The sequence below is a fragment of the Neobacillus dielmonensis genome, from assembly GCF_000612665.1.
Lineage (GTDB): Bacteria > Bacillota > Bacilli > Bacillales > Cytobacillaceae > Neobacillus > Neobacillus dielmonensis.
In genome coordinates this window covers 1-22,566 of record NZ_HG942034.1, presented here as the reverse complement: position 1 = coordinate 22,566, position 22,566 = coordinate 1, and the positions used below count along the sequence as shown (strand labels likewise).

16 protein-coding genes and 1 rRNA gene are annotated in these 22,566 nt (G+C 40.4%); 2 read left to right on the top strand and 15 right to left on the bottom strand.

The window, feature by feature from the left end; genetic code table 11:
- Nucleotides 1-191: 191 nt before the first annotated feature.
- From BN2425_RS03425 to BN2425_RS03415, 3 genes are all read right to left on the bottom strand, one after another.
- The gene (locus tag BN2425_RS03425; protein WP_042455051.1) at nt 192-662 is read right to left on the bottom strand and encodes a nucleoside deaminase; all 471 of its coding nucleotides are present in this window, start codon (nt 660-662) and stop codon (nt 192-194) included.
- Between the two features lie 129 nt (nt 663-791).
- Nucleotides 792-4,532, bottom strand: a complete 3,741-nt coding sequence (locus tag BN2425_RS03420) for a bifunctional RecB family nuclease/DEAD/DEAH box helicase (protein WP_154663455.1) — start codon at nt 4,530-4,532, stop codon at nt 792-794.
- 152 nt (nt 4,533-4,684) lie between these two features.
- A complete protein-coding gene (locus BN2425_RS03415; RefSeq protein ID WP_195891893.1) occupies nt 4,685-5,410 on the bottom strand; it encodes a uracil-DNA glycosylase family protein in 726 nt (241 codons plus the stop codon).
- 173 nt (nt 5,411-5,583) lie between these two features.
- Between BN2425_RS03415 and BN2425_RS03410 the strand changes: the two genes are divergently transcribed.
- Nucleotides 5,584-6,717 carry a helix-turn-helix domain-containing protein gene (locus BN2425_RS03410; RefSeq protein ID WP_052352761.1) on the top strand — a complete coding sequence of 378 codons (1,134 nt, stop codon included), beginning with the start codon at nt 5,584-5,586 and terminating at the stop codon, nt 6,715-6,717.
- A 204-nt stretch (nt 6,718-6,921) separates the two neighbouring features.
- On the opposite strand, the gene BN2425_RS03405 is transcribed toward BN2425_RS03410, so the two are convergent.
- The 3 genes from BN2425_RS03405 to BN2425_RS03395 all read right to left on the bottom strand — a co-directional run bounded on the left by BN2425_RS03405 (nt 6,922) and on the right by BN2425_RS03395 (nt 13,250).
- The gene (locus BN2425_RS03405; RefSeq protein WP_042455045.1) at nt 6,922-8,331 is read right to left on the bottom strand and encodes an extracellular solute-binding protein; all 1,410 of its coding nucleotides are present in this window, start codon (nt 8,329-8,331) and stop codon (nt 6,922-6,924) included.
- A gap of 297 nt (nt 8,332-8,628) precedes the next feature.
- A complete protein-coding gene (locus tag BN2425_RS03400) occupies nt 8,629-12,252 on the bottom strand; it encodes a carbohydrate binding domain-containing protein (protein WP_052352760.1) in 3,624 nt (1,207 codons plus the stop codon).
- Between the two features lie 302 nt (nt 12,253-12,554).
- Nucleotides 12,555-13,250 carry an SIMPL domain-containing protein gene (locus tag BN2425_RS03395; protein WP_052352759.1) on the bottom strand — a complete coding sequence of 232 codons (696 nt, stop codon included), beginning with the start codon at nt 13,248-13,250 and terminating at the stop codon, nt 12,555-12,557.
- 265 nt (nt 13,251-13,515) lie between these two features.
- On the opposite strand from BN2425_RS03395, the gene BN2425_RS03390 reads away from it, so the two are divergent.
- Complete coding sequence (locus BN2425_RS03390) at nt 13,516-13,701, top strand: DUF2187 family protein (protein ID WP_042455042.1); 186 nt, start codon at nt 13,516-13,518, stop codon at nt 13,699-13,701.
- A 231-nt stretch (nt 13,702-13,932) separates the two neighbouring features.
- On the opposite strand, the gene BN2425_RS03385 is transcribed toward BN2425_RS03390, so the two are convergent.
- From BN2425_RS03385 to rrf, 9 genes are all read right to left on the bottom strand, one after another.
- Nucleotides 13,933-14,139, bottom strand: coding sequence for a capping complex subunit for YIEGIA (locus tag BN2425_RS03385; RefSeq protein WP_042455040.1), 207 nt, complete (start codon nt 14,137-14,139; stop codon nt 13,933-13,935).
- Nucleotide 14,140: 1 nt separating this feature from the next.
- Nucleotides 14,141-15,037, bottom strand: a complete 897-nt coding sequence (locus BN2425_RS03380; protein WP_235714562.1) for a YIEGIA family protein — start codon at nt 15,035-15,037, stop codon at nt 14,141-14,143.
- A 164-nt stretch (nt 15,038-15,201) separates the two neighbouring features.
- Nucleotides 15,202-15,375 (bottom strand): hypothetical protein, encoded by a 174-nt coding sequence (locus BN2425_RS22435; RefSeq protein ID WP_154663453.1) that lies wholly within the window; start codon nt 15,373-15,375, stop codon nt 15,202-15,204.
- Nucleotides 15,376-15,546: 171 nt separating this feature from the next.
- Complete coding sequence (locus BN2425_RS03375; protein ID WP_235714561.1) at nt 15,547-17,187, bottom strand: AMP-binding protein; 1,641 nt, start codon at nt 17,185-17,187, stop codon at nt 15,547-15,549.
- Between the two features lie 234 nt (nt 17,188-17,421).
- On the bottom strand, nt 17,422-18,498 hold the full coding sequence (locus BN2425_RS03370; RefSeq protein ID WP_042455033.1) for a C45 family autoproteolytic acyltransferase/hydolase: 1,077 nt from the start codon (nt 18,496-18,498) through the stop codon (nt 17,422-17,424).
- A gap of 139 nt (nt 18,499-18,637) precedes the next feature.
- Nucleotides 18,638-19,186, bottom strand: a complete 549-nt coding sequence (locus BN2425_RS03365) for a GNAT family N-acetyltransferase (RefSeq protein ID WP_042455031.1) — start codon at nt 19,184-19,186, stop codon at nt 18,638-18,640.
- 89 nt (nt 19,187-19,275) lie between these two features.
- Complete coding sequence (gene pdxR, locus BN2425_RS03360) at nt 19,276-20,694, bottom strand: MocR-like pyridoxine biosynthesis transcription factor PdxR (protein WP_042455029.1); 1,419 nt, start codon at nt 20,692-20,694, stop codon at nt 19,276-19,278.
- 124 nt (nt 20,695-20,818) lie between these two features.
- Nucleotides 20,819-21,991 (bottom strand): methyltransferase domain-containing protein, encoded by a 1,173-nt coding sequence (locus BN2425_RS03355; protein WP_042455027.1) that lies wholly within the window; start codon nt 21,989-21,991, stop codon nt 20,819-20,821.
- Nucleotides 21,992-22,357: 366 nt separating this feature from the next.
- Nucleotides 22,358-22,474: ribosomal RNA gene (gene rrf / locus BN2425_RS03350) — 5S ribosomal RNA — on the bottom strand.
- Between the last annotated feature and the right edge of the window lie 92 nt (nt 22,475-22,566).

Below are 22,566 nucleotides of genomic sequence, written 5' to 3'. Positions count from 1 at the left end.
CTTTAGGTTTAAACAATGCCATTCACCTCATTAAAATCTATTGTTAATGATATTATATCATATTAACGCGGTGAACTGTTAAAGTAATTAGATGTAATAAGAGGCTGCCGAAGGGTTTTTCGACAGCCTGAGACTGCCTAATAGGGCAGTCCGTTCATTTAAGATATACAACCAAGTAAAACAACATCCTGTCAGTATTGTTGTTTATTTGGTTGGTTAACCCAAGCATAATAGGGTTCGTACGTATTTTTTGTCAGGATTTGTGACATCGGAATGATGCGTTGTTCGACCGGCAACGTGAATTGGTGATAGATGTAATCATCTTCAAAGCCAATTTTGGCTGCATCTTTTCTTGATGCAGCATAGTAAACTCCTTTAAGTCTGGCCCAGTAAACTGCTCCTAAACACATCGGGCACGGTTCACTGCTTGTGTAAAGTTCACAACCAGTCAGCTGATATGTGTTCAAATATTGGCAGGCAGCCCGGATCGCGTCCATTTCCGCGTGAGCTGTGGGATCGTTCTTTGAGGAAACTTGATTTCGGCCAATACTTATAATCCGGCCATTTCTTACAATAATCGCACCAAACGGCCCTCCCCTATGATTTAGAACATTCTCAAGTGCTAAATCCACAGCCATCTTCATGAACACTTCTTGACTCATAAACACCCCCAAGTTCTTTAGACAATTCTTTTTTATACATATTATCTAAATAGAGAAAAAAGAAGTGTATTAATCGTTAAACTCAAAGGCAGGTCTTGGCCTTGACTCGATTAAATTGATTATCATGACTTAATTCCCCATAACTCTGTACACCTTTAAACCGACTTCCCCGAACTGGTATTCCACCGTTTCCCCATTCTCTTGGGAATATTTCTCAAGCTGCCTCATAAAATGGACACCCTCACTAAGCTCATCATTTGTAATAATTTCAAGAGCAGGTGACAACAGCTGTCTGGATAGGAATACGATTGTCTTACTTCTTCCTCTAGTGATAGACACATTTAGACGATTGAGGCTGTAAATAAACTCTCCTTCCATAACCGCCTGTTCAAGGTCCGCCACTCCGTAGCTGATGATGGCGACGTCACTTTCCTGCCCTTGCATTTTATCTACGGTACCAACAAAGAATTCAGGTCGCAGCCCTTGTTCCTCCAGCTGCCGATTAATCTCCCTGATTTGCGCATGGTGAGGGGATATAATGAACAATCCTTTCTGCCAGAATTCCCTATCACCAGATCCACTATCCTCATACGGATTTCCATGCTCGTCTATTAACGAATAGCGGAACTCCTTCGATAATTGGGCGACCCATCCTGCTTCCATGGCATTGGCTTGGGATTCCTGGATGCCATCATAGACACAGACAACTAACGGATAATCGGGGTTGGCAATGGTTTCCACCCAATCCAAGCTCGGTTGATTGGCCAATTGAATTTTTTGGTTAGCGATGCTCGCATTGAAGGCTGTGTAGTTTGGTCCGTAGATCATCGATGCTGGATAGCGACAAAGCACTTCGTTCATCCGGAAGTTTTCTGTTAACTGACAGGTATATTTTTGATCAACATCCAACTCGAACAATAATTTAAAAATAGAGTCATAGACATTGGGTTCGTTTTCCTTGACCAGATAATTTCCTTTTACAATAGGCGGTAATTGAAAATGGTCACCTACAATCAGCATCCTCCCTGCCGCCTTCAAATGGCTAAGTGCCAGTAAAGAATCAGCCGTTCTTACCTGGGAAGCCTCATCCAAAATCACGATGTCAAAATCTAATTCATTCCAGCCGTTATCGTAGGTTTTTTGAATATTATAGAGGGTCGCCCCAAGGATCGTGGTGCAATTGTCCTCCAGCCAATCCTGTACTCCTTTTTCATAAACCATTTCGATGTTTCTAGCTTTGGCAGTGGTTACCTGATTCAATTTACCCACTTTGATTTTCTCTTTTTTATGGAGCTGTTGGATTTTCACCAACACATTCTCAATGGCCGCATGAGTAAACCCGGATACCAGTATCCTTAACGGCCTTCTTTTTTGATAGATTTGCGACAATAGAAGAACCGAAGTCGCAATGAAATGGGTTTTGCCTGTTCCAGGCGGTCCCCAACAAAGGGTGAGCGTTTTGTTCAAGAAATGCCGAAACGCCTTGCGCTGGCTTTTCGTCAAGCCCGCCTGGTTGACAAGCTGTTTCACCTCTTCGTCATCCCATTTTTTCATTAACTTCTTGCTCATTTCAGCAGGATGATCAAAAAGCCCTAAAACCCGGTGGTCTTCCTCATCAATCGTATCAAGTGCGCCAAGGACCCGTTTGCTTGTCCAATCCGTATACCGTTTTGACACCAAATAATGCTCACCCTGATAAAAATCAAACTTGGTTTCTTTTCTCGGCATCTCTAATTTTAAAAATACCTGTCCGTTTTCATGGACGATGTCTTTGATTTTGGTATAGTATAGATTCGCTTTTTTAGGCGGATACATAACATTACGATACCGATAATCATTAAACTTCAGCTGTTCCAATTCGCCAGCGGCATTTTTCTCCGTTATTATCCAAGCGTCACGCGTCTCCAGCTCAGCAGCCACCTGACTGTTATGCAATCGGAAAAGCCCGTCATCCACATAAGTAAGGTGTAAGGTCGTGCCAGCTTCCTCCTTTTCCTTCAAGGATAAAGCCCGTGCACTGCGGATTTCCAGGTAACTTAATAGGGTCTCATATCGGGTGGCAAATGCCAGCTTGGATAAAACAGCATGCTTATAATGTCTGACAGTAGGCAGTTTAAACTTTTCAGGCCAAGCAAACAGGAGCGAACGGCCACTCAGGTCTTTTGCGGCAGCACGAATCCCGGAAACCACGCTGTTGGCAAGGTTTAGTCGTCTGTCCAGTTCGCTTTTAATCCATTCCAGCTTTTCTGTTACCTTGTCATTCCATACCTCGTGTATAATATCGGATTTCATGACGTTTGTAAGTTTGAAAGATAAATATTCTTTAGACTTATATTCAAAAGGCCAATCGCTTTGAGAAGCGATATACTCTGATAAATCTTCTAAACGATAAGCAATGTGAGCCGGCAGAGCAAACAAGCGGCTAACCACAGTAGTGAGAACAATGATGGGGAATGGAATCATATCCTCCGGATGTTCATCCGTTTCCGATAACAAATCACTATGAAAATAAAACATCAGGTGTAGAGCCTTTTCCTGATACTCCGGATCTTCCAACAGCACATTGAGAATTTCCTGGACATTGTTCCATTCATAATTGTCGGTAACATAGGACTGAACGCTTTTTTGTTCCTTCCAATCTCTTTCCATGTTGTACGAATGCACTGTTTCCAATATGTTATAAAGCTGGTCAACAAATTGGCACACGATAAGAGACTCCTGGTCAGATGATTCGGCAATATAGTGATACTTTTCCGACTTGCTCCCAAACAGTTCACTTCCACTGATTCGGTAAATGGAAGCCGCATACACTCTTCCTGACACCTGATCCCGCTGCACGGTCAGGATCAAGCGAATGTTTTCCCCAATCGGCATATCGGTGGCAAAGCTTTCGTATGGAATCACTTCCCTGTTTTTCAACGAGTCCAGCTGCTTATCAATCCTTAACACCCGGCCTCTTAAACTAGCGCTTTTCTCAAGGGTCTTTAATTGGTCTTGATCGGTAACATAGTCAGCGAACTCTTCGATAGTAAGCGGTAATCCGTTTTCCCGGATAAATCGGGACCCTTGGCTGGAAAGGTACGGGAACAACGATACATGCTGCTGTTCCTTCGCCTTTTCCAAGCAGTAATCAAATAAACTGCACCATTCACAACGATAGTCTAAATGCCAAAAAACTTCTTCAAGTTGTTTTTCGGGAAGTTCATTTAACTTACCCACTAAAAAATCTTCCAAGTAAGGGATCAAATGTTGAACGGATAGGAATTGCGGTTTTTCCTGTTCGTAAAGCCAAATCCCTGTTTCTTCTATTAAAATTTCTCCCATGATTTGATGTTCCTCGAGGATAGACTGAAGAATCATCGCATAAAGAGCCGTCTGAACCCGGTGCGATACTTTTAAGACCTCAGAGGACTTCACATCAATAATTCGAAATTGAATACCGGATTCTCCAGGAAAGCATTCAATCAAATCAGGCCGGCAATCAGTGAATGTGATCTTTTCCCTGTCGATCTTGTATTTTTGATAAAAACGGTCAGGAATGGAAAAGGTAGGCTGATATATGTATTGTTTGCTTGGGTTTTTTAACTCTTGGAGCAAAGCATCGAATTTTATGTAACGGTTGGAAAGTGGCATATCCCCTGCCCCAATCACCACATTGTCAGCTAAATAATCCGTAACGACTTTTTCTTCCCATACAATCCCTCCAGCCATAATGGCGGTATTGGCATTGTGATTTTCGATAATTTCTTTTGGTATATCCAGTTCAAGCTTGTCTTTCTTGGATAGAGAATGATAGTATAGAAATCTCTCGCATTCATGATAAAAAAAGCTAGCAATTTTCGACGGTGAAACTAGAAGCAAAATAAACATCTCCTTATTTGGACGAAAATTCTGTTTATATTTCATTATAAAGCAAACCAACTGCCAAAAAGACATAAAAAATCCATCTATGTAGTAAGCTTGATGGATTTTTTAATTGTTTCAGACAAAAAAGCTTTATCTGATGTTATCAACTTTCTTTTCTATATGTTGCTTTGAGCCAATTGAGCCTTAAAGTTTTCTTTGTTGGCTTCATACTGTTTCTTCCGATGACCATTTGCTCCAGATGGATGAGGAAAATTGAAAAGAATCGTTTTATTTTGGATTTTATTTTCCTCAATTAAATACTGCAGCACATCTGACACCGCCTTGCCTGTTGGAATGATGATCGCGTTTGGAAGGCTGTTTAGCTCAGGGACTAACTCTTCATTTATCATGTTTAGGAATGCTTTCGTTTTTAACATCTTGGGTTTGCTGCCTGTATAATTTTGCCCGTCAACAAAGACTGGATATCTCAATACCGAGGTCGTATGCAATAGGTGGTGCTGATTCCCAAATAATTGCTCACAGCTATCAATATTCAAAGTATGTTGAAGCCCAATACCATTCAACATATCATAAAGGTTTTTCCTCATGGTCGTCCCGCCAAAACTGGCATTTTTTTTGGCATTGCTCATCATTTGCTCATACTCTTCCACATGGATGTGATGGCGAACGTAATTAAAAGCAAGCTCCATTTGGGTCCATCCAGGCGTAATCCCTAGAATGATCACTTTCGCCTCATTATTTATGTATTCGAATGGTGCCCAAAAGACTTCAACATTGTCTTCCTTTAACATTAGAAAATCATCGGTTCGAAGGTCTTCTTTCTCATAAGTTGCTTTTAATGGCAATGGTAGTATGTTTTTTTCAAATTGGTTAAAGTACATGTTCATTCCCCCTGTGATGTATTAATCCCTGTTGTTACCTTTATAAAAATTTTACTTATAACAACATTTACTATTTTGTTAATCTCAATATAACGTTAGTTACATCTATTGTCAATATTTTTGTTATTATGTTATAATTCAGTTACCATAACGTTATGAAAAGGAATAACAAGATGACAAATTCGGTACATGAACGAATTAAAAATAGAAGAAAAGAATTGAAGATGTCGCAAACGGAATTGGCCAATAAAGTAGGACTGAAACCACCTGCCATCAGCCAATATGAATCCGGGGTCAGAAAGCCATCTTTCGAAGCGTTAAGAAAATTATCGTTTGCGTTAAAGGTTTCTACGGAATACCTGGTTTCCGGTTTAACTCAAACCCAAAACCAGGACCAACTTGCCAATTCTGATCGAGTTTTTCTAAAAATTATTCATTCATTGAATGCACATGATAAAGAAAAATTATTAGAATACGCAGCCTTCCTGGCAACTGGCAGGAAAATAAAAGTCGATTTGCTGTTTGACTCGGCTTCTGATTACGCTGACCATCTGCTGAAAGAAAAAGCAGATGGTACATTGCCAATTGATTTGTATAGCCTGGCAAAAGAGGCAGGGATAAAAGTGTTGGAGGATGATTTAGAGGAAGGTGAAGGGCTGCTAATCCAGGGCGATCATCCGATTATCCTGTTGGATCAAAACATACCATTTCAAGCTAGGAAAAAATTTACCCTTGCAACTTTAATTGGCCATTTTTTGATTCCATGGCACTTAAAGCCAAACTATATTTCGAGAAAGTATCGGAGCAAAAACGAACAGGAAGGCATAACAATGGGGACTTCTTCTCTTTTAACGGATGAGGTTGAAGAAATGGAGGCCCATAAATTTGCATCCAATCTGCTGATTCCATCAGAAGAATTATTGAAAGATCCAATTAACCAGAGAGCTACCATTGAGGAACTCAAAACGATTGCAGATACCAAATATCAGGTTTCTTTATTTTCCCTATTAAACCGACTAGTGGATTTTGCAGACGATAAATACGCGGTCGTCCAATCCCAGCATTCGAAAATTATTAAAGTATATCAAGGAAAACGGATGTTAAAGTCATTTGATGTGGAAGTGGATCCGCGAAGTAAGGCGGCAATGTTTTTTTGTCAGCCAAGCGAACAAGAAGAAGTTCGAGAGGGAGAAGTGCCGGCAAATTGTTGGCTTCTCGATGCCAAGGAGAACGAAATAGTGTACGAACAATCGATCTATAATCCAAAGGTCGGAAAAGTGTTAACTTTTTTAACTTTAGAGAGCTAATTTAATAACATTGGGAATGAAATAGCAGTAGGGATTGCTTTGTTCAGCAGTCCCTTTTGTTATTCCAGAAAAGCAGTCCTGAGGGCGTAAAGGACAATCACGCCCATTCCTCCTACTCTCCCAAAAGCAAGTTCCTTAAAAATCCTCCTGCAGAGACTTTACACTTTTATTTAAACCTATACCTATTTTCATGATCCCCTTCTTTCATTCTACCTTTTCGCTCACTTTGTGGGGCAACAGTTTTATTTTAAGACGTTGCTGGAAAATTTTATCATCCATTAGATCGGACAGGAAAACCCGTAATTCATTTCGCATTTCCACTAACTCTGTTGAACTGAGTCCAAGGTCTGAGTAAAGTTTAAAGGTTGGTATGACTTCCCTGAATAGATAGAATCTAGATGGCTTATAAACCATTTCGCTACCTGATTTCTCCGCAACCCGCTTCATGGCTGGAATACTTAAGGTTGTCGTGCGGATTTCTTCTTGTGCCATTTCACCCGTCATAAAATCAACAAATTGTTTTGCCGCCTCCTTCTTTTTCGTGTACTTGTTTATGGCTAATCCAATAATTAATAACAATGTACCTGGGTCTTTTATATAGGGTAAGGGTGCAATATCATAATCGATAGAATGCTTACTAATTTCGTTTAGACTGAAATAAGAGGTAACAATCATGGAAGATTGCTTTTCTACAAACAATTTTTCCGCGTCACGGTCATTGTCTGATAAAAAAGAATGGGTAATCCCCTGTACATCAAAAGTCTTCCGAATGTACCCTGCACTTTCGAGCATCCTGTCAGCTGGAAATACAATATTTCCTGCTGTATCCTGCTTAAACTCTACCCTATTCTGCAACATAAAAATCGGCCATCTATTAAAAGACAATGGATGAAAGTACAGTCCGCACGCTCTCCCTTGTTCCAACATTAAACCCTTGGCCGCATCTAAAGCTTCGTCCCAACTCCAACCGCTATCAGGGTATGGAAGCTGACTTTCATCGAAATGTCCCTTGTTATAGCACAAAACAATAGGCGAAAAAATAAACGGACGTACATAAACTTTATTTTTATTCATCAGTGACTTAAATGGCTGCTGTAAAAACGGATAAAGTTCCTTCTCAAGCTCTTGCTCCTCAAATATATCGTAGTAGTCAGGAAATTCCATAAAGTCCTTGTGATTAATCGTGGCCACATCAATTAGGTCATTTTGAAAAAAATCATGGACCGTTTGCTGATAATGATCATAAGGTAGAGCAATGGTTTGGACCTTGATGGTAGGATGATTTTGCTCAAACTTCCGGATTAATACAGGAAATTGAGCTTCGCTTATTAAAGAAGGATAATAACCTACCCTCAAGATGGTCTGATCGAATGACTGATTAGAAATGACCTGGTTACCAATCCGCGATTTCTTGACAATCAACCCTTCCTCAACAAGCTCTTCAAGCCCTTTCCGAACGGAGTTTTTACTCAGGTCAAATTGTTCGGCCAATATCAGTTCTGAAGGAAGATATTCCCCTAAAGCAATCTCACCATTAAATATTTGCTGTCTTACTGTTGATACCATTTTGTTTAGTTGTTCTTTAAAGATATCGCGACTTTTCTTTCCGCTCATGATAATCCCTAATCCTTTCAATATAAATACTAATTAAATTTCAGAGAGTCCGCTCTTCACAAAATAAACTTTGAAGCAAACTTACAACAATTTTTATCATACTAGTAGTCTTTAGAGTTTTACTCTTTGGTCTATATCTGGTTTAAATAAAATTTTAATGGCTATTTTGGCTTGATTCAATACTATTCTGAAAAATATTAAAGTTTATACATTCTACATCATTTCTATATATAAAAGAACCCCCAGCATGATTAACAGTGGGGGATTCTTCCGTAAAATGAATGATTTAGTTAACTGTTATTTTACTAATCTACCATCTTCTGAAAAGGAATAAAACTGATTGTTAATTAAAACTTCGCCAGTCTGCATAACACCATTCTGGTCAAAATAGTACCGTTCTCCATCCAATTGAAGCCAGCCGGCTACTCTTGCACCACTCTCGTTTAGGTAAAACTTTTTACCATCCTGCTCAAGCCAGCCTTTTTGCATTTCACCACTTTGTGCAGCAAAATACCACTGGTTACCAGCCTTGAACCAGCCAGTTAACATAACACCATTATCGTCAAAGTAGTACCATTGATGTTCCTTTTGCAACCAGCTTGTTTTAGCTTGGCCATTTAGATCCAGGTAGAAGGTGTATTGGTCTTCTTGTAACCAGCCAGTAACCGGTTTGCCTGTCATTTTATCCTCCGCATACCATTTTGCTCCCTGTTTGACCCATTGATGAGTAACAGGAGCTGGTCCTATTGGGACTTCTGGATCACCTGGCTGAACTTCTCTTTCATACGATAACGAGAAGTTGTCGTAGTAAACTCCATTGGTTGTCCACGCATTTGATACTCCAGCAAATAACCTGGCCGTTACCGCACCCTCTGGCGCAACAGCTGTTGCCTTCACGGTTTGCCACTCTTTATGGCCACTTGTGACGTGAACCAGGCTTGTGGCAGTATCACCGCCCACTTGCTTGCCTTTCGCATCAAAGAAACGCATAAAGAAGCTTGCTCTGCCATCCTCCAAATACATATCAGCTGTAGCTGTATACTGAGTACCAGGAGTTACTTGTTGTGAATCACTTTGTAGATAGACTGACCCTGAAGTTGTCGTATCAGCTACTTTAACACTAAATCTTCCTTTACTTGCTTGAACTTGACTGATTTCATAACTGGTTCCTGGAGCTAAGTCACCATTCATAAGAGACCAGCCTGGTATTGATTCATCTTCTAAAGCCGCTTCAAAGCCCGCATTTTTGAGATCCATTGGAACAGATATCATCTCAGGCTCCGGCTCCACGGTTTTTTCAAATGTCAGTTTAAAGTCATCATAATAAGCACCATTGGTTGTAAAGTAATTAGAAGTACCAGCAAAAAGCCTTGCATATTTTGCCCCTTCTGGTGCAACAACTTTAGCCGTAACGGTTTGCCATTCTTTATATCCGCTCCGAACATGAATAATATTGACGCCATCCGTATCTTTACCAACCTGTTTACCTGCTTCGTCGTAATAGCGTAAAAAGAAACTGGCGCTGCCATCCTCTAAAAATAAGTTAACGCTTCCAGTATATTCTGTACCAGCCTCTACTGGAATTGGGTCCGTTTGGGCAAAAACAGTCTCAGCTTGTGATTTGTCGACAACCTTCAAGCTGTTATCCCCTGTTTTACTACGGGTTTCGCTCACCTCAAAGGATACATTGGTGGTGAAATTTCCAAACAGTGAAGACCAGCCTGGGATTTTCCCATCCACGTTTACTTCTTCAAAACCTGCATTGCTGATTGGAACAGAAACTACTTCTGTTACTGGACCTGACGGTGGTTGCACGACTGTCCCGCCATCAATGACAGGTATCATTTTTAGCACGGTTGTCCCGTTTTCCAGGAAGTAGATATTTTCATTGCCGTTCGCCTCTTCTGCTAAAGCCATGAAATCAACCTCAGGCGCTGACGAAATGAGTGTGACGTGTTTTAAGTCAGAGGACTTCGGATCCACGACGGTTAGTTTACCAGCAAGGTCGGTATACAATAAACCGTCTTTCCCAAATAGAATATGAACCGGACGCCACATTCCGCGGTTTTTAACTTCGGGATAAAAGTTTTTATATTTTACAATTTCATAGGTTTTAGGATTCATAGCAAAAAGAATGCCATCGACCGCTCCCCATAGGAGCCCGTCACTGTCAAATGTAAGACCGCTGATCATTGGCGGTTGATCCAACTCAGGGATATTTAATGCAAATTCTGTTACCTTTTTCTGACCGGCAACGTCCCATACAAACATTTTGGCTTTAGAGGCGGTGGGCTGAATATCCAGACCTCCACGAATGGTGGTAGAGCCATAGACTAGTCCATCTTTATAAGCAAGTCCAACAATACTCTGATCTTGAACAATGTTACGATGGGTTTCACGTGCTCCGGTGGCTGGATCATAAATCGTCAGTGCACCCCCTAACTTTTGATAATCAGGAATGGTGCCAATAAACAGCTTATTTTCGATAAACTTCATAATATATGGTCGATCCTGCTCATAGGTGTCTTTTATATTAAACAATGTTTCTTGCTTTAATGTTTCTGTATTCATCTTTTGAATGGAAGCACCCGGGTATACTCCAAAATACATATCGGTCCCATTACCGGCTGCCATGCCTTCCGCTTGTCCTTGCGAATAAGACACGAAGGAGTTCGTTTTCGGATTGTATTGCGCTCCTTTTGGTCCGCCTGGATAGGTCGTCATATACAAATTGCCATCGGGGCCTTTACCAAGGTTATGTAACAATAGCGGCTTTGCTTCCATAACATTCGGGAGTTCTGTTAGGAAGTTTTTCTCAAAATTGGCTACCAGTACTTGACCTGTCCGTTTCAATGAGACAAGCGAAAGCCCTGGAAGATCCGTTCTACCGAGGTCGACAATGGCACCGCCGCGCCAGCCTGCTGCATAATTGAAACCAGTGTTCCTTGACTCCAGTGTATTTAAATCGATTTCCGTAATAGATCGATTATAAATGACATACGCTTTATCTCCATGTACAGGAAGCTGTGTATAGCCGAAAGCACCGAAATCGTCTGCAGAACCATCATTTAATTTCGTTAGCTTTTTGTCCATCCACTTTTGCTCTGTCAAATTGTAAAACAATAATGTGTTGGTTTGTCCATCATCAAATCGGACAAATAAATAATTCCCTGCCACGGCCATATCGTAGGCAAATTTTACTTGTTCAATTGGTTTTCCGATTAACTCTGGGACATTTTTTGTAATATCCTCTTTTTCCCTTGTCTGAACATAGATCCGATATACCTTGCCTGTTACGCCTAAACCTGCATAAAGGTATCCATCATGGTATGCCAATGACCGGACATAACTGCCATCCCGGTCATCCACTTTTCCAAAGTCAACAAATTCACCGGTAGAGGGCTTATATTGAATAACCCTGCCATCCGTCTCTTTGTAGGTTCCCAAGTATACATTTCCTTGTTCATCAACCGTACTGCTCCAAAGCTGATGACCTGCAGCGGGAGTTCCAATTTTCTTCACTGTCCTAGTACTCGGGGAATAACTCCATAATTCTCCGACGTTTCCAGCAGCTAGACCGGCAATATATACTGTCCCATCAGGTGCCAATGAATGTGACCAAACCTGATTGATTTCTCCGAGCTGTGCAGAGAACAAAAGCTTATTGGTCTGTAGCTCGACGACATTGAATTTACCGCCATTTGCCGTTGAATAGGCTACGTCCTTACCATTCTCTTTTCCAAATACCGCACTAGTAAGTGCTACATCCGATGCACCAACTCCAACCTCCACTGCTTCTTTAAAGCCACGGTTGTTGAGTTGGGCCACAACTGGTTCTTCCGCATTAACCTTTGTTTGCACTGGAAACAACGAAAGTACCAGAATCAGGACAACATAATATAAAATAGACTTCTTTTTCATTAAATATCTCCTTTCTTATTAGTTATTTTGAATATACCACGTGAAATCCAGAATTGTATATAATGATTAGAATATTAATAATAGTCAAATTTCGACTTTTATTATATGAACCAGTTAAAGACTTACCCTATCGTTTTATCAATATAATGACATAACCTCGAACTGTATAGTCAATTAGTCAGAAATACTCATGTGTATAAAAAAAGACTTTGATCAAAATATCAAAGCCCTGAATCTTTTTTGAAAGAAAATAGAGTTGCACAAAACGGTAACATAAAATAATTTACTAATCCCAACTATCACTACGATAGGTTGTATTGAAAAACAGCGCTTACCGTTGCATGTAACGTATTTTCACCAGGCTGTATCGGAGTGGTTGTGTTTTTGGCCGAAAAAGCCAATGATTCCGCACTCATCTGGGTAAAGACTTGCGGAGTGGGACTCTGTTCTCTTACCTTAAGTGGAATCCTATTCAAGATTACCCCTAGGGTATGGGCAATTTGCTCTGCTTTGGTCACCGCATTATTGACTGCCAATGTTAATGCCTGCAGATAATGAAGATCTTCTTGCGAGTTTTGGAACTGAATGTTTTCCGTTCGGTTGGCGCCTTCCTTAATGGCTAAATCATAAATAGCCCCAATTTTAGATAAATCTTTGACAGTGATTTGAAAAAGATGTTCTACTTCATACCCCCTAAATTCCGATTTTCCTTCCACATAGTCATATCTCGGGTTGACGGTATAAACCTTCGTTTTTATGTCATCCTGTTCGATTCCAGCCTTTCTGATGGCAGCAAGTACTCGATTGGTGATGTTCGCATTTTCTTGTTGGGCCGTTTGTACATTTGAATCTGTTGTGATTACGCCAACAGTTATATTGGCCTGGTCAGGCTGCACGGTGACCCTCCCTTTCCCTTCTACCGTAATCGTGTAATCATCTTTATTTCGGTAAGGTGGTTGCCGGTAAGACAAATAATGGTTATCCCTGAAAAAAGTCACCTTTTTTCACCTACTTTGCTTCATGGTACCCTATTATATGTAAAAGACATCGGGATTGGAATGAAGGAACAGTACCACCATTCATTTCAAAAAAGTTGACTGGGCGGTTTACATGTTGTTACCACAAGAACCGTCCCTGTGGCTGCCATTTAATATGGTAGTATTCCTAACAATCTTTATGACATAAATTGCCTTTTCCTTTAAAATTCCTTATTATCAAGGTTTTTTAAGGGGATTTCACATTTATAAGTTAGGAGTGATTGCCTTGATTTTTAAGAAAGCAAGTGTTGGGGATAATATTGTCTCTACAAGCGGAATAAAAGGTAAGGTGGAAAAAGTCGGAGAAAACTCGGTTATAGTGGAAATCATTGAGAACTATTCAGGACAACATTTTAAAAATAATCGGACCGTTGTGTCCCATAATAAATACGTGGTCCTTTTAAGCTACTAACGAATTTTAAAATAAAAAAATCCTTATAACATGAATAATGTGCACCTCTTTTTAACAACAAAAGGGATCGCTTTGTGCAGTCCCATTTGTTGTCTTATTACTTACCACTAGATCATTCCCAGAATTCATTTTCACCACATCCGTCTTTAAAGCTTTGGCTATTTGACTGGGCGGTTTACGTGTTGTCGCCACAAGAACCGTCCCCATGGCCCCCTTGGCTGCTTTTGGCTGCTATACTCTTATCACTAGATAATCCCCAGAATTCATTTTAACCACGTCTGCCTTTAATGCTTTGGCGATATCGGCAGTCATTGTTTTTTGTTCCTCTTCATCTTTGGCCAACAGTGTCAATTGTTTGCCTCCTAAGATCCGGCTTTTATCCAAGGTGACTAGAGCGAGCAGATCGTATTTAGGTTCTGTATTCGCTTCACGTCCCATGTTATTCCCTCCCAACCATATTTGAGTTCATAACCGACTCGCTTTTTTTGGTGCTCTCCAGAAGTGGTGTTTTCTTTACGGCTTCAATGAGTTTATCTTTATCATTGATAATCGGCACTAAAGCAATTACCACACGGCCATTTTCAAAATCCCTGCGTGTAAAATGATACCGCTTAACGCCCAAGGTTCTGGTCGCCTCGAAAAGAGCCGCTTGCCTTTGTCCGAAATTCTCTAAAGTAACCCGAAAATGATGTTTCTTAGGATAAATGACCACAGCTCTTCCTTCCTCTAGAAACAATTTCGATGCGTTCTCTGTACCAAGCAGGTTAGTGACATATAATCCGTCCACATACAGCTCATGATTTTTCACTTCTATTTTTGCTTCCTTTACTTCTGCAATATCCCCAATGGATTTTCCTTTTGAAAAACGTTTCAATATGTAAAGAATAATAAACCCAACAACGGCACTACATATAGTATTAATCCACGCTGAGCTGTCTACAATTTCATAAGTAATGCCAGTCGCCAAAGCAACGATTAATGAAAAATAATTCCTCGACTCAAAGGTTTTGGCAATTCCATCAATATAAGCATCTCCCCGATAGGCGTATTCGGTGTTTTCCAGGTCCTTTAGGCTCTCCCTTTCTGATTTTCTTACATCTCTAAATTGCTGGATGGCCAAGGTTAAAAAAGTTACAGCAACAAAGTTTTTGGTCATTAATGCAGGGATGGCAACCGCTCCTAGTGAGGCTGCGACAAATCCCGTTACTAAATGAATCAGGTACCCATTTGGATAGCTCGGATATTGCCTAAAGTCTTCTTTGATGGTAATAATCCGTGCCAACGTCCCAACGATAATGGATGTGACAATTAAAATAGTGTGTTCCCTGGATAACATACCATCCACTATTTATTCCCCCTAGTGTTTTTCTTCTAGTATTTAGGAAATACGGATGGAATATTTTAAAAAGGCTGTGGAAAAATTTATCATTAAATACTGAATGGAATTTAAGGATAAAAAAGCAGGTAAAACCATATTGGTTCTACCTGCTTGATTTTGGTTTAAGAAGAATGCTGGTCTCTTACTTCAAGATGGTTCTGTGTCTTTAATGGTTGATTGATTTCCACAAGTGGAGGATCTGTGTCATGATTATTTTCTGCTCCGTTGATTGGACTCATCTCTGATGGTTGCCCTATATCATTCATTGCTGTGGGAAATTGATTTTGTTTGTTCAAAATATCCACCTCCACTCATTATTATGCCTATTTTTCAGTTTAGTTACTGGACGGACATGGTTTCAAAAAATGGTAAGAACGATAATCATTTAGGTCAAGAATTGAAAAAGCTCCATTGATAGCAGCATCAATGAAGCTTTTATCTATGTGCTACAATCTGCTATCATTACGCTAGTTTGTTGCTTTCGCCTCTGCAATCATTTTTTGTGCCATTTTCTTAAGTTTAAATTTTTGAATTTTTCCAGATGCTGTCATCGGATATTCTTGGCAAAACTCAATATATCGCGGTATCTTAAATTTTGCAATTTTGCCTAAACAGAAATCCCTGATTTCTTCAGGCGTCGCGGTTTGTCCCTCTTTCAGCTTAATCCAAGCCATGACTTCTTCGCCAAATTTTTCATCAGGCACCCCGACTACTTGTATGTCTAATACTTTAGGATGCTGATATAAAAACTCCTCCACTTCACGTGGGTAAACATTTTCACCGCCGCGGATGATGACGTCCTTTATGCGGCCAGTTATCATGCAATAGCCGTTTTCATCCATGACGGCAAGATCTCCAGTATGAAGCCAGCCTTCTTCATCAATGGCTTCAGCTGTCGCTTCTGGATTTTTATAGTAACCTTTCATGACATGGTATCCCCTAGAACATAACTCCCCTTGTTCTCCAAAGGGCAGTTCCTCATTGGTTAGTGGATCAACAATCTTCACCTCCACGTTTGGAAGTGCTTTCCCAACAGTTGAAACTCTTAGGTCAATCGGGTCATATGTCCTCGTCTGGGTTATTACTGGAGAGGCCTCTGTCTGTCCGTAACAAATTGTGATTTCACTTGCCCCCATCTTATCGATGACTGCCTTCATCACTTCAATTGGGCAATTGGAGCCGGCCATCACACCAGTTCTTAAACAGGATAAATCGTATTTGGTAAACTCAGGATCATTTAATTCCGCGATAAACATCGTTGGTACACCATGCAGGGCAGTACACTTTTCTTTTTCCACCGCTTCTAGCACCTGTTTTGGTGCAAATTCCTGAACAGGAACCATCGTTGCCTCTACGGTCACGCAGGCCAATGTCCTAATCACACAGCCAAAGCAATGGAAAAATGGAACGGGGATACACAGCCGATCAATAGAGGTCAATTTCATACATTCAGCGATATTTTTAGCATTATTGACGAGATTTTTATGAGTCAACAGGACCCCTTTTGGAAAACCAGTGGTTCCCGAGGTGTACTGCATGTTGATGGGGTCTTCGGGATCAAGAGTCATCATTCGCTTATCTAATTCATCGTCTGACACTCCATCACTTAACGCAACAATATCATCCCAATGGTACATCCCGGGGTAGCGGTTTTCTCCTAGCACAATGACATTTTTTAAATAAGGCAATTTCTCTGACTTCAATTGTCCAGGTTCAGAGGTTTTCAATTCAGGAACAATATCGTAAAGCATATCAATATATGAGGCATCTCGAAAGTTTTCCATAAGGATTAAGGTGGTAGAATCAGATTGCTTTAATAGGTATTCTAGCTCTGCAGTCCGATAGCTCGTGTTAACTGTGACCAGAACAGCACCCATTTTTCCAGTTGCAAACTGCGCAGTTACCCATTCGGGACGATTTGTTGCCCAAATAGCCACATGTTCCCCCGTGTCAATGCCTAATTTTATTAAGCCTTTGGCCGCATCACGGCATAATGAATTGAATTGCTGATAGGTATAACGCAGAGCACGGTCAGGATAGACCAATGCCTCATGATTTGGCTGTTTTGCTGCGGCATCCTCAAGCAATTGTCCTATAGTAAGATTCATTAATTCCGCCAATTTTCCCAAGCCCCCTTTTTTTCCAAAATATGTATGTGAATTCATCTTAACAAAATTGCCCTATTCTGTATAGAATGAATACTCCGAATATTTGTCGGACTTTGTCACCTATTCAATTCGAATCAAGCCTTTATTCCTATTGATTATTGAGTTCTAGGTTCCCTCGGCGAAACAGAAAAAAGCGCACCATTCATTGATGGTGCGCTAAGTGGTGCGTTGTCATTATGGCTTCCTCACGTCCGAATACCAGTCCGCTTTTTCCATGTGAACAAACGGAATATCGGTATCCACTTCTCCCTCAATCCGTGCTAACTGAAGATCTTCTCCATTAAGCCACTCTGAAAAATCAAACTGTACCGGATCCTGGTCTCCGCCCAGTGCGAACCAGGCTTTCATGTCTTCAGGGAAATAAGCGGAAGTATGGATGGTCCCTGCCCAACTTCTATAAAGCTTCGAGAAAACCCCCTGGTCAGATTTGTTTAAAAGCCTGAATGCTTCGATTCCACTTATATCGTGAATTTGGTTCCTTTCCATAATTCCTTGCCTTTTCAGCGAATCATCCAAATGATGACGATTTTCTTCTGTCAAGATGTGAAAATGATTGGTACAGGAATTGCCCCTTCTTACTTCCACTCTTCTTGGAGAAGTCTCTACAATATATGGGGTTTGACACTTTTTATCAAAAAAAGTGTAGCTGAATGAATGACGATGAGGAATTTCCTTCAGCAAATCGACGGCTTCCTCTGCTGTAGCGCATAGCTCTAAGGCCAACCGGCCAATCATATTACAAACAAACCCATCACCCGGACGTTTACGGTTCATAAATGTATACCCCAAAGCTAAACCTTTCTCATTCAAGCCGTCCATTCTGCCCGTTACCTTCTGGCTCGGCCCGATGATGGCATAGCCGCCATCATTCGGTTGAAATAGGGTGAAGCGTCCGTCATAGGTTTTCGGATGGTAGTCATAATTGCGAATGAGGTAGTTTCCCCCTACATATATGGAACAACCGGAAGGATAAATGTTCACCCGGTAACCGCCAAATTCCAACAAGACGCGTTCCATCGGCCACTTCAATGCGTCCTGCAATCCCAAAAATTCATCCCAGATAGCCGGGGCTAAACGTTGGTAGACTTGTTTCGTCTCCTCTAGATCAATGCGAAAAAGTGGTTTTCGCACCTTCCACTGTTGTTCCCGATTTTTTACCATTATAGAATCCTTTAAGAGTTCCCCTTGCATAAACCCAAAATCATAATGGCTGCCGCGAAATTGAATGATATCAGCATATATTTTCTTCATGTTGTTAACCTCCATTGCTGCGATACATTAAGGATACCTGAATGGGTGAAAAAAATAAAAAGGGAAAGTCTGAATCCGCAAATTGCCTATAGTCTCGACATAAATAAAGTCAGGGACTCTTCCCTGACACTGTAAATAACTATTTTTCATGCAATAATCGAAATTCATTCTCTAAAATACTCATAGTAATCGAGTCATGATACTGATGATCATAAAATAAAGCGTCTCTTTGGACTCCTTCTTGCTTAAAACCGAGCTTCTTATAAACAGAGAAGGCTACCTCATTGTAGGCAAATACATTCAATTCAATTCTGTGTAAATTAACGATGCCGAACCCATAGTCCAAAAGCAATTTCATGGCCTCGGAACCGTACCCTTTGCCGCGGCTTTCTTTCACATCGATCGAAATTCTAATGTTCGCATTTCTATTATAGTGATCAATGTCTTGCAATGCGATGTCCCCAATGACCTGGTCTGACTCCTTAACACAAATCAATAATAATAAACTAGAGGAATCTTGTCCTTTCCTTTCTATATACTGATAAATCTGCTCTATGGTATAACATAATTGAGTTCCAGTTAACTTTCTTGTTTCGGGATCATATAATTTTGAAAAATAAAAATCTGTATCTTCCAAACTGATCGGCCGTAAGTATACCTGTTGCCCTTCTAAAAAACGTACGCTCATCCTATTTCCTCCCACTTTCAATATGTGTTAAGTATAAAAAATGAGCGGTTGGTGTTAAATGGGCAGTTTTATAAAAATGGAAAGGACAGTTAATCCAATAGCAGGTCTTTATTCCAAGCAAGGAATAATCTCTCTATGCCTTCTTCAATGAGGTCTTCTTGGATACCAGCAAAACCAAGGATAAATTTCTTCCTTTTGTTAGTCTTCTCTTCACGGGAATAAGCTGCCGATGCGACTCTTATTCCTTTGTTTCCAGCCTTTAAGAGTAGATCCTTCTCGGTGGTGGAACTTGTAATTTCCAAAATAATATGAAATCCCCCGTTTGTCCCGCTTACTGTACCATATTCGTTAAAATATTTTTCAACAGACTTAACGATTAAATCATGCTTCCTTCGATATAACGTCCGCATTTTCCGCAAATGTCTTTCTAAATGGCCTCGTTCAATCAATAATTGTAATGCCCGCTGATGAAGTTTGGAAGAAGGTTGTTCAATCAGTATTTCGTTTTGCACCTCATAATAGCGTGGAAGTAATATCTTAGGTAAAACCATGTAAGACACACAAAGAGCAGGTGCAACAGCCTGTGAAAAGCCGCCAAGATAAATCACCGGGGAATTCGGGTGCATGCCTTGAATAGCTGGAAATGGCTTACCATAATAAAATTCCCCATCATAATCATCCTCGATAATGAGACCATTTACCTTCTCTGCCCATCTTAATAGCTCATATCGTTTATCCATCGACATGAACACACCAATTGGAAAGGAGTGGGAAGGAGAAACAGCCACAATCGTTGCTTTTGTATTATACAGCAGTGGAACGTCTATCCCCTCATCGGTCATCGGTATTTTCGTTACTATATATCCATTTTGTTTGAAAGTAGACGGAATTAAAACATAACTTGCATTTTCCGCTGCCAGGTGTTGATGCTGTGGCTTTAAAATAAGTGACAGAATAGACATTAGCCAAAATTGGTCAGCGCCAATAACAATTTGTTCTGGGCTGCACTCTACCCCTCGAATTTGTTTTAAATAAGCCGCTAACGCAGTTCTTAATCCTAATTCACCTTGGGGATTGCCAAAAAACAAATTGTTTTCCGACTCGTAATTCAGTGCCTCTTGATAAAGTTTTCCCCATAACGAATATGGAAACTGAGAGAAATCATTTTGTGACATATGAAAGTCATAGGAGAATCGCTCCTTATTTATAGATGAATTTCTACTATTATTTTTCTCTTGAATAGATTCAATGGGAGGTTGCTCCAAGGCATTTTGAACAAAAAAACCTTTGCGGGGTTTACTTTCGATTAGTCCTTCAGAAACTAGTTGGCTATAAGCCGTCTCCACTACAGTAGTACTTACCATTAAAAACTCTGCGAGTTTACGTACAGAAGGCAGATGGGTATCAGCTGCTAGTTTACTTGACAAGATTTCTTCCTTAATATGTTTATACAATTGTAAATACTGCGGTTCATTCCCATTTTCTTGCAGGTTCGGAAACAATAACATAGAATCTTCCTTCTTTTAATAATGGACGAAAAAGGAAGGTGTGAGGAGCTCCACACCTTTTATAGGAATAGTTTACCATAGTTAATCACTTTTTTGGATTAAGGAATGAAAATGATCCAAACAACTATCTTGGCCGTTCTTCCAGCTTCTTGTAATGTACAATTGGCCCTAGGTGAATATAGGGTTCCATGAGCTGATTTAACAATATGTTTCCCTCACTGTATGCTCCTGCCGATAGAATTTCCAAATGGCGATGCCCCATATTGCCATAGCAATAGACAAGCAGGAATTTATTTGTCTCCCAAAGTTCACATCTAAACTCATACCAATGGTTGGTTACATGTAGATACTGCCCTGAAAGAAGTTTTTTCTCCCCCAAGCGGTGGAAGGCATACTCCCCTTTGGCACCGCGATAAAAACTCCTATTCTCTAATACAAGTAGACTATTCTTGGTATATAGTTGTTCCATACCATCCAATGTATCCAAGCCAGTTTCCTTTTTTGCTGCGATAATAACTGGGGATCTTTTCTTTACTCCAAACTCATGATAATCAATTAATCCACTCTCATGCCATTGGACATGTAGATTGGCATCTCTCAGCAAATTTGCCCATTTCCCTAAATCTGCGGGGTTTTCCAATCGTTCACATGAAAAATAAACCCCCTCCTCGGTTAACAAATCATCCACGATCTGCATATAGGCTCTATCACCATACGTTGGGTTTCCCTTCAAGTATTCTGGCAAAGACCAATACCTAGATATAAGAACAGGTCCCATAATCTCATGAAACGTACGTACAGAAATAATCAGGTCAAACGAGTGAGTCAAAAAGTGATCAGGTAATTCCATAAATTCGTTCTGAAAAAAGCTCACGTTAGTAAGTCCAAGCTTACGGGTTAACTGTTGAGCACAGCGTATTCCAGCATTCCCTCGATCGATACCAACCACTTCCGCATCCGGGTATAGTGTCGCGTACAAGCAAGTCAACAATCCATTGTCACATCCAATTTCCAAGATTCTCTTGGGCTTAAATTGTTTTTGCTGGGTGATCCAGTTAAGAAAGGCCTTATGAAAAGACAAAGTCCATGATTCGACTGCCAAACTAAAGGGCAATGACTGATTCTTCACAGCATATAGATTTCCTTGCTTAGTACGGCTAAAAAGCGGTGCAAGTTCCTCTGTCAAGATGGGATTTACCGCCGTAACATGTTTCCAAAAATCACTCTTGCTAGTGCAAGCCTCAATTTCCATTGACTCAAAATAATCAGTAATGCTTGGTTTCGTTTGAATTGTCATGCAATGTTCTCCAGTATTTAAAAGTTACAACCAAATCTTAGGACTTGGTCATAATTATTGGTTGTATTAATCATAATAAATCTCTGTGATTTTTACAAAAATTATGAACTATAAAGAAAATGACAGGACAAGCGAATATTTAGTTTACTAATTTGGGGGAAAAATAGTGCAAAAAAATACGCCACCAATTATGTGACATTTAAGTTCTTATATGTATGGAGGAGAGCAAGGGATTTGAACCCTTGATACGCGGTTAACGTATACACGATTTCCAATCATGCTCCTTCGGACACTTAAACAAGCGTTAGTTTTTTCCAATCGCCAAACGGCGAAATAAAAAGACAGAAACGAAAATTCCTGTCTTTCGCCTGGCAGCGTCCTACTCTCACAGGGGCTTTCGCCCCAACTACCATCGGCGCTGAGAAGCTTAACTTCCGTGTTCGGTATGGGAACGGGTGTGACCTTCTCGCCATTACTACCAGACTCTTTGTTGAGGTCATTCCCTCAAAACTAGATAATCAGAAGAAACGTTATAAATACGAGTTCGCTTTTATATTTGGTTAAGTCCTCGATCG

Coding starts and splice junctions, on each gene's coding strand:
- BN2425_RS03425 (WP_042455051.1), bottom strand. CDS start 662: ATGAGTCAAGAAGTGTTCATGAAGATGGCTGTGGATTTAGCACTTGAG.
- BN2425_RS03420 (WP_154663455.1), bottom strand. CDS start 4,532: ATGTTTATTTTGCTTCTAGTTTCACCGTCGAAAATTGCTAGCTTTTTT.
- BN2425_RS03415 (WP_195891893.1), bottom strand. CDS start 5,410: ATGTACTTTAACCAATTTGAAAAAAACATACTACCATTGCCATTAAAA.
- BN2425_RS03410 (WP_052352761.1), top strand. CDS start 5,584: ATGACAAATTCGGTACATGAACGAATTAAAAATAGAAGAAAAGAATTG.
- BN2425_RS03405 (WP_042455045.1), bottom strand. CDS start 8,331: ATGAGCGGAAAGAAAAGTCGCGATATCTTTAAAGAACAACTAAACAAA.
- BN2425_RS03400 (WP_052352760.1), bottom strand. CDS start 12,252: ATGAAAAAGAAGTCTATTTTATATTATGTTGTCCTGATTCTGGTACTT.
- BN2425_RS03385 (WP_042455040.1), bottom strand. CDS start 14,139: ATGGGACGTGAAGCGAATACAGAACCTAAATACGATCTGCTCGCTCTA.
- BN2425_RS03380 (WP_235714562.1), bottom strand. CDS start 15,037: ATGTTATCCAGGGAACACACTATTTTAATTGTCACATCCATTATCGTT.
- BN2425_RS03375 (WP_235714561.1), bottom strand. CDS start 17,187: ATGAATCTTACTATAGGACAATTGCTTGAGGATGCCGCAGCAAAACAG.
- BN2425_RS03370 (WP_042455033.1), bottom strand. CDS start 18,498: ATGAAGAAAATATATGCTGATATCATTCAATTTCGCGGCAGCCATTAT.
- BN2425_RS03365 (WP_042455031.1), bottom strand. CDS start 19,186: ATGAGCGTACGTTTTTTAGAAGGGCAACAGGTATACTTACGGCCGATC.
- pdxR (WP_042455029.1), bottom strand. CDS start 20,694: ATGTTATTGTTTCCGAACCTGCAAGAAAATGGGAATGAACCGCAGTAT.
- BN2425_RS03355 (WP_042455027.1), bottom strand. CDS start 21,991: ATGACAATTCAAACGAAACCAAGCATTACTGATTATTTTGAGTCAATG.